A 12,918-nucleotide genomic window follows, 5' to 3' on the forward strand; every position below is an offset into this window, starting at 1 on the left:
TGCATTCTCGAGCAGGATGGTCCCAGTTGATCAGGATCGGTGCGGGCTCTCGCCACCTGGAGCGGTGCACTGGCTGGGTTATTGCTGATCCTGCTGGGAGGCCTGCTGCCTGCCGCCATCGTCGTCCCCCTCCCTCCCCATCTCATTTCGCTGCCAGCCACCTGGCAGGTTCCCGCGCTCCTGCTCTGCGCTCTGGTATGTGGCCCGAGGGCGGGAGTCATCGCCTCGGTGGCTTACCTCAGCCTTGGTCTGACGGACCTGCAGGTCTTCCATGACGGCGGAGGCCTTCACTACCTGACTGACCCAGGCTTCGGGTATCTCGCTGGATTCGTTCCTGCGGCCTGGCTGACGGGTCGCCTCAGTCAACAACCCGGCATGGGCGATCTCCCGGCACAGACCGGCGCAGCCCTCGCCGGTCTGCTGATCCTGCAGGTCTGTGGACTGTTGAATCTTGGGGTTGGGCAGCTGCTTGGCCGATGGAGCATGCCTCTTCACCAGCTCGTGATGGAGTACTCGCTGGGACCGCTGCCAGCCCAGGTGCTGCTTTGCATCACGATCGGACTGCTGGCCGTTCTGATCCGACGTCTGCTCCTGATCGAAGGATGAGCGATCGATCGTTGGGACGTCCCGGGGTGCTTGCCCTGGCAGCGATTGTTGTTCTTGTGGATCAGATCAGCAAACACTGGATGTCCTCAGCACTGGCCGATGGACGCACGATCCAGGCTGTCCCTGGGCTTCTCGATTTCAAGCTGGTGTTCAACACCGGAGCCGCCTTCAGCGTGCTGACTGGATCAACCCTGCTGCTCGGCCTGCTGAGCCTCACGGTGGCGGTTGTTGTCGTGGCCTGGTTGTGGAAACAGCGGCGCCTGACCCTGTGGCAGGGACTGGCCGTGGCCTTTCTGCTCGGCGGCACCATCGGTAACGGCTTGGACCGCTGGCGTCTGGGCTATGTCGTCGACTTTCTGGCCCTTGTTCCAATTGACTTTCCGGTTTTCAACGCGGCCGACGTCGCCATCAACCTGGCCGTGATCTGTTTCGCCTTCGACCTCCTGACTGCCAGGGAGAGCACCCGTCGTGGTTGACACTGCTGCTGCCCGTCGATCCGAAGCCAGGGTGCCGCGGCTGGTCATCCACCAGCTGGATCATGACGACCGGTCCTTGTCACTCCATGGAGAGGGCTACCGGCTGGGGCGCGATGAGCAGCTTGAGATACCACTGGTGCATCGAGCGATCAGTCGCTTGCACGCCGTCCTGCAGCGGCGCGGCCGGAGGTGGATGCTGATCGATCAGGGATCGACCAACGGGCTCTGGTGGCGTGGTCGACGGATCCGGGAACTTGAGCTGCAGGACGGTGATCGGATCGCGCTGGCGCCCGCTTCCGAGCCTGGCGCCCCAACCCTGGAATTCCTTGACCCAAGGCTGCGCCGATCCAGGCGTCTGGCGATCGCTGCGGGCAGCCTGCTGGCGACAGCGCTCACCGCAGGCGGAATCCTGCTGGTGCTGGCGAATGTGAGCGTGCCGGTCCGTGGACGTCTGGCCACGGTGCAGGGACCGATTGCCATTTACGACAGGAAGAATCAACCGATCAAATCCGTCGACTCCCAACGCCACCGGGAACTGGCGACGCTCAAGGATTTTTCACCGACCCTGATCAACGCCCTGCTGGCCAGCGAGGACAACCGTTTCTGGTGGCATCCCGGAATCGACGCCATCGGCACCCTGCGTGCCCTGTTCACCAACATCTCCGGTGGAGAGGTTCTGGAAGGAGGCAGCAGCCTGACCCAGCAGCTGGCCAGAAGCCTGTACCCCGAGCTGGTGGGTCAGGGCGACACGCTCGATCGCAAGTGGCGCGAACTCCTGGTGGCCCTGCAGCTCGAAAGCCGCTTCAGCAAATCGGAGTTGCTGCTGAGCTACCTCAACCGGGTTTACCTCGGCGTGGGATTCGGGTTTGAGGATGCTGCTCGTTTTTACTTCAACACCTCGGCCGCCGAGCTGACTGTGGAACAGTCGGCTCTCCTCGTCGGCCTGCTGCCGTCGCCCAACGGCCACGACCCCTGCCGATTCCCGCAGCGCGCCCTGGAAGCTCGCAATCTTGTGCTCAACAAGATTGCTGATAAAGGACGGCTCAGCCTTGATGAAGCCCGCCAGGCCCGCAGACGTCCGATCCAGCTCGAAGCCAAGGCCTGCAGCCGGATGAGCCGTGGAAGCGCTCCCTATTACAGCGATCAGGTGAGACGGGATCTCAATGAGCTGGTAGGACCAGAGGTGGCCAAGGAAGGGAACTTCCTGATTGAGACCTATCTCGATCCAATGCTGCAGGCGATTGTGGAACGCCAGCTCCGGGATCTGATCAAATCAAGTGCAGGCCTGGGGGTCACCGAAGGCGCCGCTGTGGTGCTCGACAGCCGCAATGGTGGCGTTCTGGCCATCAGCGGTGGACGGGACTACCGCTTCAGTCAATTCAACCGGGCAACCATGGCCCTGCGCCAACCGGGCAGCACCTTCAAGCTGATGGTTTACCTGGCAGCCCTCGAGCGGGGCATCAGCCCAGCGGCCATGCTGAACTGCGAACGGCTGGAATGGGGTGGTCAACGCTTTGAGAGCGATTGCCAAGGGCAACTGAGTCTCCTCAGTGCCTTCGCCTTCAGCAACAACACGGCCGCCCTGCGCCTGGCCCAGCGCGTCGGTTTGGAACAGGTGGTCCGACAGGCCAGAGCCCTGGGCATCACCACGCCACTGGACCCCGTGCCTGGGCTGGCACTCGGCCAGAGTGAAGTGCGACTGATTGAACTCACCAGCGCCTACGCAGCGGTGGCCAACGACGGGCTCTGGCACCCTCCCACCACGATCCGGCGGCTGGTGGACGCGGAAACCTGCAACCGGGACCAGGCCAGCAACTGCCGCAGCCTGACGGCGAAAGGGAGCAACAGCTTCAATGCAGCCCGGCGTGCGGTCAAGCCGGAAACCGCCAAAGCGATGCAGTCGCTGATGCGCACGGTGGTGCGCAGCGGCACGGGACGGGGAGCCTTCCTCGGCGGCCAGGAAGGCGGCAAGACCGGAACCACCAACGACGGACGTGACCTGCTGTTCATCGGCTATGAGCCATCCCGTCACTGGGTAATGGGAATCTGGCTCGGCAATGACGACAACAGCGCCACCGCCAGCTCGAGTGCTTTGGCGGCTGCTCTGTGGGGCGACATCATCCGCGCAGCTGGTCGCGGCAGCGTCGAAGCCTCTTGAAGCCTCGCACCCGGCTGCTGATCGGCCTCGCAGGAGCTCTCCTGGCGTTGGTGGTGATCGGCGGTGTGATGCAGGCCATTCGAACCCTGCTCTGGGATCTCAGCTACTTCCTGCCGACCTGGCTGCTGACGCCGGTGCTGCTCCTCGGCCTCGCCCTGATTGCAGTCTTCGCGTATCAGGTGGGCTGGCCCTGGTGGCGCGCCTTGAGACGGCAACGCGAGCAGAAACGGTTCTCCGTCGGCAATGAGGTGGAGCAACCCAAAGACCGTCGCCAGGCGGCCAGTCGCAGTCTTGAGAACATCGATCAGCTCCTGCAGCGACTCTCCGATGAGGTGAGCCGCGAGGGACTCCGCCAGGAGCGGGAAAAAGTCGAGGAGGAACTCAACCGAGGGGACCTGGTGGTGGTGGTCTTCGGCACAGGATCCAGCGGCAAAACCTCACTCATCCGCGCCCTGCTCAAGGAGATGGTGGGTGAGACGGGGGCTGCCATGGGAACCACCCGGAGCAGTCAGAGCTATCGACTCCGGCTGCAGGGTCTCAACCGCAGCCTCCAGCTGGTGGACACCCCAGGGATCCTGGAGGCAGGCCGCGAAGGGCTGAGCCGCGAGGAGGCCGCTCGTCGGCGTGCTATCCGGGCGGATCTGCTGGTGGTGTTGGTGGATGGCGATCTGCGCGCCTCGGAACTCAGCGTGATCCGATCGATCGCCGATCTCGGCAAACGGCTTCTGCTGGTCCTCAACAAACGCGATCTCCGCGGCGTGGAGGAGGAACGTCGTCTGCTCAAGCTGTTGCGTTCACGGTGTCAGGGACTGATCACAGCGGATGACGTGGTGGCCTGCAGCGCCGCACCCCAATCGGTCCCAAGACCTGGAATGAAGCCCTTTCAACCGGAACCGGATGTGGGCGATCTGCTGCAGCGGATGGCGATCGTTCTGCATTCGGAAGGCGAAGAGCTGATTGCGGACAACATCCTGTTGCAGTGCCGCCATCTCGATGAGCGAGGCAGACAGCTGCTCAATCAGCAACGTCGCCTCCAGGCTGAGGCCTGCATCGACCGTTATTCCTGGATCGGCGCGGGTGTTGTGGCCGCCAATCCCTTACCGGGTGTCGACCTGCTCGGCACGGCGGCCGTCAATGCCCAGATGGTGCTGGAGTTGGCCGGTGTCTACAGCATCGAGCTGTCGAAGCAACGGGCACGGGAACTGGCCGTGTCCCTCGGACGGACCCTGGCGGGCCTGGGACTGCTGAAGGGTGCCATGAGTGTCGTCGGCACAGCCCTCAGCCTCAGTGTTCCGACCCTTCTCGTGGGCCGGGCGATTCAGGCGGTGACCGCCGCCTGGCTCACCCGCGTGGCTGGGCGGAGTTTCATCCAGTTTTTCGAGCAGGACCAGGACTGGGGCGATGGCGGCATGCGTGACGTGGTTCAGCAGCAGTTCGATCTGAACCGCCGGGACGCCTCCCTCAAACGTTTTCTGGAGATGGCGATGCGTCAGGTGGTGGAGCCGCTTCAGCGACCGAAGGAGCGACAGCTCCCACCTCGGCCAGGGCCTCGGGAGGCGGAGGACGCATGGGGCCGCGAGCATCGAGGATCGTGATCAGCAGGAGGTAGACCACACCGATCAGGATCGAAATCACCCCTGTGACGATGGCGATCAATCTGGGGCGCTGCGACTCGCTCATCGATCCACCAAGGCGTTGATCAGGGTGGAGAGCCTGGCGAGATGCTCCTCACTGGTATGGGGGTTGCCGAACACCGCCTTGAGACAGCGGCCCTGGCCGTGATGCGGTCGCGAGAGCATGAAGCCTTGCTGCAACAAGGCTCGGCGCGTTGTCTCGCACCAGAGATCAGCCTCCGATCCGTGGATCCCGCGGGGACGGAAGGCCAGGAGATGCAGGGTCCCGCTCAGCACATCCAACCTCTCGGCATCAAGACGCCGGCAGACGCTGTTGCGACGATCGAGGGCAGCCTGCAGCAGCTGCTCAATCCCTGCCTCACCAAGCTGACGCAGGCCAAGCCAGAGCTTGAGAATTTCAGCCGGCCGAGTGCCCTGAAGACCCGCCTCGCCGCCGTGGTGATCGCCAACGGCCGTGTCCATGTAGGGCAGTCCCGTGGAGAAGGTGGCTCGCAGCAGGGACGGATCACGCAGCAGCAACAGGGACGATGCCTTGGTGATGCCAAGCAACTTCTGAGGATTCAGCGTGATGGAGTCGGCCAGGGCGATTCCATCCATCAGGGCGGTTGTGGTCCCTGCAAGGGCAAAGACGCCACCGATGGCGGCATCGACATGCAACCAGACGTTGTGACCCCTGCAGATCGCCGCCATGGCAGTGAGCGGATCCACAGCCCCACGCACCGTGGTTCCTGCCGTGGCCACAACAGCGATGCAGGATCGGCCCTGCTCCTGCAGATCCCGCAGGGCCTGCTCCAGCGCCTCGGGCGCCATGCAACCGTCGTCGTCAACGGGCAGTCGCTGCAGTCCATCGCCGCGAAGCCCCATCACCCGCGTGGCTTTCAGCAGGGACACGTGGGCATCAGCGCTGCAGATCACCACACCCTCCTGACGCTGCTGCTCAGGCAAGCGATCACGGGCCACCAACAGGCCCATCAGGTTGCTGAGAGTGCCTCCGGACGCCAGGACACCGCCGCCTGAATCAGGAAGTCCAAGCCGCAGCGCGAACCAGCGGCACAGCTGCCGCTCGAGATCACTGAGGCCCGGCGACAGTTCCTCGGCCAGCAGATTGTTGTTCATGCCGGCACAGATCAGCTCCGCTGCAATCGATGCGGTGAGCGGCGGTGGATCGAGATGGGCCAGGGCACCTGGGTGCGACGGCTGAAAGGCCCCCTCCATCACCTGTTGCAGATCGGTCAGCAGCTGACGACTGTCGGCACCGATCGGACCAGGCGCAATGTCGGGCTGTCGGCGCACCGATGGCAGAGGCGGGCGCCCGGACGCACCTGCGAGCCAGTGACAAAGCAGGTCACTGGCCTGATGCAGAAAATCCTGGAGCCCAGGATCGAACGCCTCCGGGGAGGCAAACGAATCCAGCTCGTGAGACAAGGGCAGCAGCGGCGAACCGGTGTGCAACAACCTGGGCCGGACTGAACCAATCCTTGCGTCCCGTGGGACCGAACGGTTGAAAGGGGTCGTGCCGCTGTCTGGAACCGTGCTCACGTGTGAAATGGAACGGGAGGTGAAGCCATCTGGCAATGAACGGTTCTGAGCGACAACGCTGGATGCAGATCCTGCTGGAGAGGGCCAGGGAGGTCGGTCAGTCCGGTGAAATCCCGATCAGCGCCGTGATCCTCGATGCTGATGGGCGATGCATCGGCCATGGTCGCAATCGCCGCGAACACCACAACGACCCTCTGGGACATGCCGAACTGGTCGCCCTGCGTCAGGCATCTGTGCTGCAGGGGGACTGGCGGTTCAACAGCTGCACCTTGCTGGTCACGCTGGAACCTTGTCCGATGTGCGCCGGCGCCCTGATCCAGGCCCGCATGGGCACAGTGATTTTCGCTGCCCATGACCCCAAGAGAGGAGCCCTGGGCGGAACAATCAACCTGGCGGCGCATCAAAGTGCTCACCATCGGATGACGGTGATCGGGGGCGTCCTGGAACGAGAGGCCCGGCTGCTCCTTGAGGATTGGTTCAGGCGGCGGCGGCGAGGGAGCCGCTGAAGCGCGGCAGTTCCGTTTCGAACAGGTTCAGAAGGCGATCAACATTCTCCGGGGTTGAGTTGTATCCCATCAGACCAATCCTCCAGATCTTGCCGGCCAGCACACCGAGTCCACCGCCAACTTCTATGCCGTGCTGATTCAGCAGATGCAGGCTGAAGGCCTTGCCATCCACTCCGTCTGGGATCCGCACCGTCGTGAGCGTGGGAAGACGGCGGTCTGTCGGAACAAGCATCGATAAGCCAAGCTCCTCCAGTCCAGACCAGAGTCTCTCGGCATTGCGCCGATGCCTCGCCCAGGAATTGTCCAGACCTTCTTCCGCCAGGAGACGCAGTGCCTCGCGCATGCCGAAGTTCATGTTCACCGGGGCCGTGTGGTGATAGACGCGGTCACTTCCCCAGTACTTGTTGAGCAGCGAGACGTCCAGATACCAGTTTGGAACCTTGTCCTTGCGGGCACTCATCTTCTCCTCGGCCCGAGGTCCCATGGTGAAGGGCCCAAGTCCTGGTGGGCAGCTGAGGCCCTTCTGACTGCAGCTGTAGGCCAGATCCACCTTCCACTCATCGATGTAGAGGGGAACGCCGCCCAGTGACGTGACCGTGTCGAGCAGAAGCAGGCAGCCGTGTTGACGACAGAGATCCCCGACTCCCTCCATCGGCTGGCAGACACCCGTTGATGTTTCGGCATGCACCATCGCCAGGATGGTTGGCCGGTGCTCAATCAGGGCCGCCTCCAGATCCTCGAGAGTGAACCATTCGCCCCATGGCTTCTCGATGGTTCTGACATCGGCGCGATAGCGACCGGCCATGTCAGCGAGGCGCAGGCCGAAGTATCCCTTGATCGCCACCAGAACCGTGTCGCCCGGTTCGACGGTGTTGGCGATCGTGGCTTCCATCGCAGCACTGCCGGTGCCGCTCATGGGAAGCGTGAGGCGGTGATCGGTCTGCCAGGCGTAGCGCAGGAGCTCCTGCACCTCACTCATCAGCTCGACGTAAAGGGGATCCAGGTGGCCGATCGGCGTGCGGGCCAGGGCATCCAGCACCGTGGGGTGGGCATTGGACGGGCCGGGACCCAGGAGCAGCCGGTCGGGCGTGGCGATCGGCGCAAGGGCCTCCCGGTGACGGTTGTCGACAGAGAAGGAAGCGTTCGTCACCAAGACCAGGAACGAGACATCTGGGCGATGAGCCTACGCAGTCGCATCGCCGTTGGGAGGAGATCAAGGCGCCTTTGAAACGCTCCGATCCAGCGAATCTGCATCAACGCTTCCGCACGTTGGTCTCAGCCAGACCACGAACCATGTGATCAAACGGCTGACGAACGGCACCAAGACGATCGGAGCTGATGCCACCGGACAGCAGGCGCTCGATCAGCACTTCACCCAGGAGCGCGATGCTGCGAACGGTCGGACCAGTCGGGACACCGAGACTCTTGTAGGTGTCATCGAGACCGTTCAGAACGCGCTCATTGAGGATCGTGCTGTCCCCCGCAATCAGGGCATAGCTCGCGTAGCGCAGGAAGTAGTCCATATCCCGCAGACAGGCCGCCAGTCGTCGGGTTGTGTAGGCATTGCCGCCAGGCAGCAGGAGCTCTGGTTCGTCCTGAAAAAGACGTTGACTGGCCTCTCGCACGATCTCCGCAGCCTCGCGGTTGATCAGCTCGACCGCAGCGATGCGAACGGTGGACTCATCGAGATAGGTCTCGATGCTGTCGAGCGCCTGCCGGTCGAGATAGCGACCGAGCTGGTCATAACGACCGATCAGCCCGGTGATGGCATCACGCATTCGCTGGGGTCTCCAGACACTCCCTCCGCGGAAGGTAACACCGCAGAACCAGCGAAAAGCCACAGTGCGGCTGAGATTCAGCGAATTTGACAGAAACGGTTACGGATGAAACGGGAACGAATCAAACCAGGTGAGTGACGGACTGGAAGGGTGCCTAGTGATACAAAATGGGGGCATTGGGATCTTTACCGTCCCGATAAACACGCCCCCTCGGCGCAAGCTTCTCCATGTCAAAAACACCTCAGGACGTCCTTCGTCAGATCAAGGACGATGGCATCGAGTTCGTTGATCTGAAATTCGCCGACCTGCACGGCAAATGGCAACACCTGACCGTGTGCACGGACATGATCGAGGAGGAGTCCTTCACCGAGGGACTGGCTTTTGACGGATCCTCGATCCGGGGCTGGAAGGCCATCAACGCCTCAGACATGGCGATGATCCCCGATCCGGATTCGGCCTGGGTTGATCCCTTCTATCGCCACAAGACCCTGAGCATGATCTGCTCAATCGGGGAACCCCGAAGCGGCGAGCCCTACGACCGCTGCCCCCGCTCCCTGGCACAGCGCGCCCTCGACTATCTGAACGCAACCGGCCTGGCGGACTCCGCCTTCTTCGGACCAGAGCCTGAGTTCTTTCTGTTTGATGACGTCCGTTATAACTCCAGCGAGGGCGGTGCTTTTTACAGCGTCGACACGATCGAAGCCTCCTGGAACACCGGCCGCATCGAAGAAGGCGGCAACCTCGCTTACAAAATCCAGCTGAAAGAGGGCTATTTCCCCGTTGCCCCGAACGACACCGCCCAGGACATCCGCTCGGAAATGCTGAGCACCATGGGCGCCCTTGGGGTTCCCATCGAGAAGCACCACCACGAGGTGGCCGGCGCCGGACAGCACGAACTCGGCATGAAGTTCGCTCAGCTGATCCAGGCCGCCGACAACGTCATGACTTACAAATACGTCGTGCGCAACGTCGCCAAGAAGTACGGCAAGACGGCAACCTTCATGCCGAAGCCTGTCTTCAACGACAACGGCACCGGCATGCACGTCCACCAGTCCCTCTGGAAGGGTGGTCAACCGCTGTTCTTCGGGGAAGGCACCTACGCCAATCTTTCGCAGACCGCTCGCTGGTACATCGGCGGCATCCTGCGCCACGCCCCTGCCTTCCTTGCCTTCACCAATCCGACCACCAACAGCTACAAGCGTCTGGTGCCTGGATTCGAAGCACCTGTGAACCTGGTGTATTCCGAGGGCAACCGCTCAGCCGCAGTGCGGATTCCACTGACAGGCCCCAGTCCGAAAGCCAAGCGTCTCGAGTTCCGCTCCGGCGATGCCCTCGCCAACCCATACCTGGCCTTCAGCGCGATGATGATGGCCGGCATCGACGGCATCAAGAACCAGATCGACCCCGGCGACGGATTTGACAAGGACCTGTTCGAACTGCCGGCGGAAGAGCTGAAATCCATCGCCACCGTGCCTCCATCCCTCAACGGAGCCCTGGAAGCCCTCGATCAGGACCGTCAGTTCCTCACCGAAGGCGGTGTGTTCAGCGATGACTTCATCGACAACTGGATCGATCTCAAATACGAAGAGGTTCAGCAGCTGCGTCAGCGTCCCCACCCCCACGAATTCACGATGTATTACGACGCCTGATCGCGTCGAAATCGAACCGTTTATGATTGAACCGGCCCGCTTTCCCTCCGGAGAGCGGGCTTTTTTGATGAAATAGACCTTGGTTTTTCTCGGCCATGGCGAATTCCCTGGGCAAGCTCGCTTATCAGACCCTTCAGCAGGGAAAGAGCATTGCAGGACTCGCTCACAAGGAGCTCAGCACCAAGGTGATGGAGCTGATGGCTCCTGAAACCGTCCCCAAGACTGAGAAGGTCTCCGCCGCGATGCTGAACGCTCTGAGGCAGTCAATGGCATCGCTCCAGGAGCGGGACTGGGAGGACGCCCAGCAAGGCGTTTACCCCACAGAGCTGTTGTTTGAAGCCCCCTGGGTGGACTGGGCCAGTCGATACCCGCTGGTCTGGCTTGATCTGCCATCGACCTGGGATCGACGGCGGGAGCGGAATGTTCGAGACCTTCCTGACACGACCGATCCATCGCTCTACCCGGACTACTACCTACAGAACTTTCACCACCAGACCGACGGCTACTTGAGCGACCACTCAGCGGCTCTGTATGACCTTCAGGTGGAGATCCTGTTCAACGGGTCGGCCGATGCCATGCGCAGGCGCGTGCTGGCACCGCTGAAGCGGGGCCTGCGTCATTTCTCAGATCGATCCCCCTCCTCCCTTCGCATCCTTGATGTAGCAACGGGAACGGGCCGCACGCTGCAGCAGATCCACCGTGCCTTGCCCCATGCCGAGCTGATCGGTCTCGATCTGTCCACGGCCTATCTGCGCCAGGCGAATCGCTGGCTCAACAACGGCAACGAGACCCTGATCCAGCTGTTGCGGGGCAACGCTGAATCCCTGCCTTTCGCCGACGGCGGCTTACAGGGTGTGACCTGCGTGTTCCTGCTGCATGAGTTGCCTGCCGACGCGCGACAGAACGTTCTGAATGAGTGCTGTCGGGTGTTGGAGCCTGGCGGTGTGATGGTTCTTGCCGATTCGGTACAGTTGGCCGATTCCCCTCAGTTCGATACGGCACTGGACAATTTCCGCCGTGTCTTCCATGAGCCCTACTACCGCGATTACATCGGCGATGACATCAACGCCAGACTGCGCGAGGCCGGTTTTGACGGGGTCCAGGCTGAATCGCACTTCATGACCCGGATCTGGACGGCCAGGAAACCACTTCCTCAGGAGCTCTGAACGGGATTCCCTGACAGCACGGCTTGCACCCTTCCCTTGGCGCCATAGGGTGAGCGCGTTCCAAGAAGGGCTTCATGACCAATCCCTTCCGGGTTCGGTGGCTGCAAGGTTGGCTCTTCCAGATTGTTTTCATGGAAGGTCACGTCCAGGTCGAAGCCCATGGTTTCGGCATCTGCCTGAGAACCGCTGTTCTTCCCGGCGAAAGCCCGCGAGCTGCAGCCGACCGACTTGTACTGGCCGAAGACCGACGTCGACGTGCACTTCACCACGCCTGGCTTCGCGGCCAGAAGCTTCCCCGGGCTGCCGAGCGCTCCTATCCACCGCTGAGTGAAGCCAGCTCAGAGCGGCCCGTTTCCCTTGTCGTTGTTGAGTAATCCAAGCCTGTCTGATCGGCTTGGATTCAAAGCCTGAACAACCACCAGGCCAAAACGAACCCAGCTCCACCCCAACGCAGCATCCGCCAGAACCGAGCTCCTTTCACATCGGGACGATCCCAGCCTTCTGGCTCCATCTCCATCAACCTGCTTCCTGTTTTTCGACGTTGAGCCCAACGTCTTGAAGCAACGCCGGAATCACTCTTCAGACCCTGTTTCTGACATTGGCCCTGTTGAACCAGATGGGACACGCCATGCAGCCACTTCAGCGGTCGGCGAACCCGGTTTCCATGGCGGTTCATTCCTGCATCGGACGGTTGAACCGAAACTAGAAGTGAATCGAGCCCATGGAATGACTGTGCGCCCAACGCAGTGGCCTGAAGAGTCTCAAAGGCTTTCAAGAGAGTTGCATCAGAGCCTCTGCATCGGGGACCGGCAATGGCATCAGTTGAAAAGCAACCGTGATCGCCGAGCTGCGGAGCTCCTGGCCGCCGCCCTGACCCAACTGATCAGCAACGGCGTTGGGGCGGATGTGGAGCAGCTGACCCGTCAGGCGCTCGGCTGGATCGATGGAGAACTCAAAGACCCTGGCTGTCCACGTCACTGATCGGACGGCGACAGGCCAGCTGCAGGCGATTGCCGCGACGGCTCCATCGCACATCATCGAAGCATTGATGAATCAGAAAAAGACCGCGACCACTGAGCGCATCCATCTGCTCCGGTAGTGCCGGTTGACGCGCCTCGTGAGGAAGACCCGAGCCCTCGTCCTGAACCTGCCAGATCAACCAGTTCGGTGTGAGGATGCGCCGCACGCGCAACCGCTTCTCAGGGTTTTCACTGTTGCCGTGGCGTACCGCATTCACCAGGGCTTCGTGCAGGCCGAGCTGAACCCTCTGGCAGGTGGTCAGGCAACCCACAGGCTCGATCAGGATCTCGAGTAGGGGCGACAGCTGCAGGGTGGAGGGAAGGATGAAATCTGCCCAACGGAATCTGGCGATCTGGGGGACAGAAACCATCCGGTGCAACCGGGAC

14 protein-coding genes are annotated in these 12,918 nt (G+C 62.0%); 9 read left to right on the forward strand and 5 right to left on the reverse strand.

The genetic code is table 11. The annotated features are described in order from the left end of the window. Positions 1-39: 39 nt before the first annotated feature. The 4 genes from KR100_RS08855 to KR100_RS08870 are packed head-to-tail and all read left to right on the forward strand — an operon-like array spanning position 40 to position 4,835. Positions 40-606 carry a biotin transporter BioY gene (locus KR100_RS08855; protein WP_038544970.1) on the forward strand — a complete coding sequence of 189 codons (567 nt, stop codon included), beginning with the start codon at positions 40-42 and terminating at the stop codon, positions 604-606. Further along, entirely contained in the window at positions 603-1,082 is a 480-nt protein-coding gene (gene lspA, locus KR100_RS08860; protein ID WP_038544972.1) for a signal peptidase II, read from the forward strand. Before KR100_RS08855 ends, lspA begins: the two co-directional genes overlap by 4 nt. Further along, positions 1,075-3,240 (forward strand): transglycosylase domain-containing protein, encoded by a 2,166-nt coding sequence (locus KR100_RS08865; protein ID WP_239420299.1) that lies wholly within the window; start codon positions 1,075-1,077, stop codon positions 3,238-3,240. Before lspA ends, KR100_RS08865 begins: the two co-directional genes overlap by 8 nt. Then, positions 3,237-4,835, forward strand: a complete 1,599-nt coding sequence (locus tag KR100_RS08870) for a YcjF family protein (protein ID WP_038544975.1) — start codon at positions 3,237-3,239, stop codon at positions 4,833-4,835. The genes KR100_RS08865 and KR100_RS08870 overlap by 4 nt, the downstream gene beginning before the upstream one ends. 81 nt (positions 4,836-4,916) lie before the next feature. Here KR100_RS08870 and KR100_RS08875 read toward each other — a convergent pair whose 3' ends face one another. After that, complete coding sequence (locus KR100_RS08875; RefSeq protein ID WP_038548442.1) at positions 4,917-6,326, reverse strand: aminotransferase class V-fold PLP-dependent enzyme; 1,410 nt, start codon at positions 6,324-6,326, stop codon at positions 4,917-4,919. A 122-nt stretch (positions 6,327-6,448) separates the two neighbouring features. Here KR100_RS08875 and KR100_RS08880 point away from each other — a divergent pair, with 122 nt between their 5' ends. Continuing rightward, the gene (locus tag KR100_RS08880; RefSeq protein WP_038544978.1) at positions 6,449-6,919 is read left to right on the forward strand and encodes a nucleoside deaminase; all 471 of its coding nucleotides are present in this window, start codon (positions 6,449-6,451) and stop codon (positions 6,917-6,919) included. On the opposite strand, the gene KR100_RS08885 is transcribed toward KR100_RS08880, so the two are convergent. Then, positions 6,891-8,069 carry an alanine--glyoxylate aminotransferase family protein gene (locus KR100_RS08885; RefSeq protein WP_081858976.1) on the reverse strand — a complete coding sequence of 393 codons (1,179 nt, stop codon included), beginning with the start codon at positions 8,067-8,069 and terminating at the stop codon, positions 6,891-6,893. The genes KR100_RS08880 and KR100_RS08885 overlap by 29 nt on opposite strands. 103 nt (positions 8,070-8,172) lie before the next feature. Next, entirely contained in the window at positions 8,173-8,697 is a 525-nt protein-coding gene (locus KR100_RS08890) for an allophycocyanin subunit beta (RefSeq protein ID WP_038544984.1), read from the reverse strand. Positions 8,698-8,924: 227 nt separating this feature from the next. Here KR100_RS08890 and glnA point away from each other — a divergent pair, with 227 nt between their 5' ends. The 3 genes from glnA (at position 8,925) to KR100_RS08905 (ending at position 11,886) form a co-directional block, all read left to right on the forward strand. Next, positions 8,925-10,346, forward strand: a complete 1,422-nt coding sequence (gene glnA, locus KR100_RS08895) for a type I glutamate--ammonia ligase (RefSeq protein ID WP_038544987.1) — start codon at positions 8,925-8,927, stop codon at positions 10,344-10,346. 95 nt (positions 10,347-10,441) lie between these two features. Further along, positions 10,442-11,512: a class I SAM-dependent methyltransferase gene (locus KR100_RS08900; RefSeq protein WP_038544990.1), complete on the forward strand. Its 1,071-nt coding sequence runs from the start codon at positions 10,442-10,444 to the stop codon at positions 11,510-11,512. A gap of 74 nt (positions 11,513-11,586) precedes the next feature. Beyond that, positions 11,587-11,886 (forward strand): hypothetical protein, encoded by a 300-nt coding sequence (locus tag KR100_RS08905; RefSeq protein WP_038544993.1) that lies wholly within the window; start codon positions 11,587-11,589, stop codon positions 11,884-11,886. Between the two features lie 26 nt (positions 11,887-11,912). On the opposite strand, the gene KR100_RS08910 is transcribed toward KR100_RS08905, so the two are convergent. After that, positions 11,913-12,188: a hypothetical protein gene (locus KR100_RS08910; RefSeq protein WP_038544996.1), complete on the reverse strand. Its 276-nt coding sequence runs from the start codon at positions 12,186-12,188 to the stop codon at positions 11,913-11,915. Positions 12,189-12,238: 50 nt separating this feature from the next. Here KR100_RS08910 and KR100_RS08915 point away from each other — a divergent pair, with 50 nt between their 5' ends. Then, on the forward strand, positions 12,239-12,493 hold the full coding sequence (locus KR100_RS08915) for a DUF6439 family protein (RefSeq protein ID WP_071839880.1): 255 nt from the start codon (positions 12,239-12,241) through the stop codon (positions 12,491-12,493). Here the strand turns inward: KR100_RS08915 and KR100_RS08920 are convergent. Continuing rightward, the gene (locus KR100_RS08920) at positions 12,465-12,902 is read right to left on the reverse strand and encodes an ATP-binding protein (protein ID WP_038545002.1); all 438 of its coding nucleotides are present in this window, start codon (positions 12,900-12,902) and stop codon (positions 12,465-12,467) included. The genes KR100_RS08915 and KR100_RS08920 overlap by 29 nt on opposite strands. Positions 12,903-12,918: the final 16 nt, after the last annotated feature.

It is taken from the genome of Synechococcus sp. KORDI-100 (genome assembly GCF_000737535.1).
Taxonomy (GTDB): domain Bacteria; phylum Cyanobacteriota; class Cyanobacteriia; order PCC-6307; family Cyanobiaceae; genus Parasynechococcus.

Bases quoted from the DNA above. Each gene is read 5' to 3' on its own strand.
- KR100_RS08890 (WP_038544984.1), bottom strand. From the start codon at position 8,697: ATGCGTGATGCCATCACCGGGCTGATCGGTCGTTATGACCAGCTCGGT.
- KR100_RS08910 (WP_038544996.1), bottom strand. From the start codon at position 12,188: ATGAACCGCCATGGAAACCGGGTTCGCCGACCGCTGAAGTGGCTGCAT.
- KR100_RS08915 (WP_071839880.1), top strand. From the start codon at position 12,239: ATGACTGTGCGCCCAACGCAGTGGCCTGAAGAGTCTCAAAGGCTTTCA.
- KR100_RS08880 (WP_038544978.1), top strand. From the start codon at position 6,449: ATGAACGGTTCTGAGCGACAACGCTGGATGCAGATCCTGCTGGAGAGG.
- KR100_RS08900 (WP_038544990.1), top strand. From the start codon at position 10,442: ATGGCGAATTCCCTGGGCAAGCTCGCTTATCAGACCCTTCAGCAGGGA.
- lspA (WP_038544972.1), top strand. From the start codon at position 603: ATGAGCGATCGATCGTTGGGACGTCCCGGGGTGCTTGCCCTGGCAGCG.
- glnA (WP_038544987.1), top strand. From the start codon at position 8,925: ATGTCAAAAACACCTCAGGACGTCCTTCGTCAGATCAAGGACGATGGC.
- KR100_RS08905 (WP_038544993.1), top strand. From the start codon at position 11,587: ATGACCAATCCCTTCCGGGTTCGGTGGCTGCAAGGTTGGCTCTTCCAG.
- KR100_RS08920 (WP_038545002.1), bottom strand. From the start codon at position 12,902: ATGGTTTCTGTCCCCCAGATCGCCAGATTCCGTTGGGCAGATTTCATC.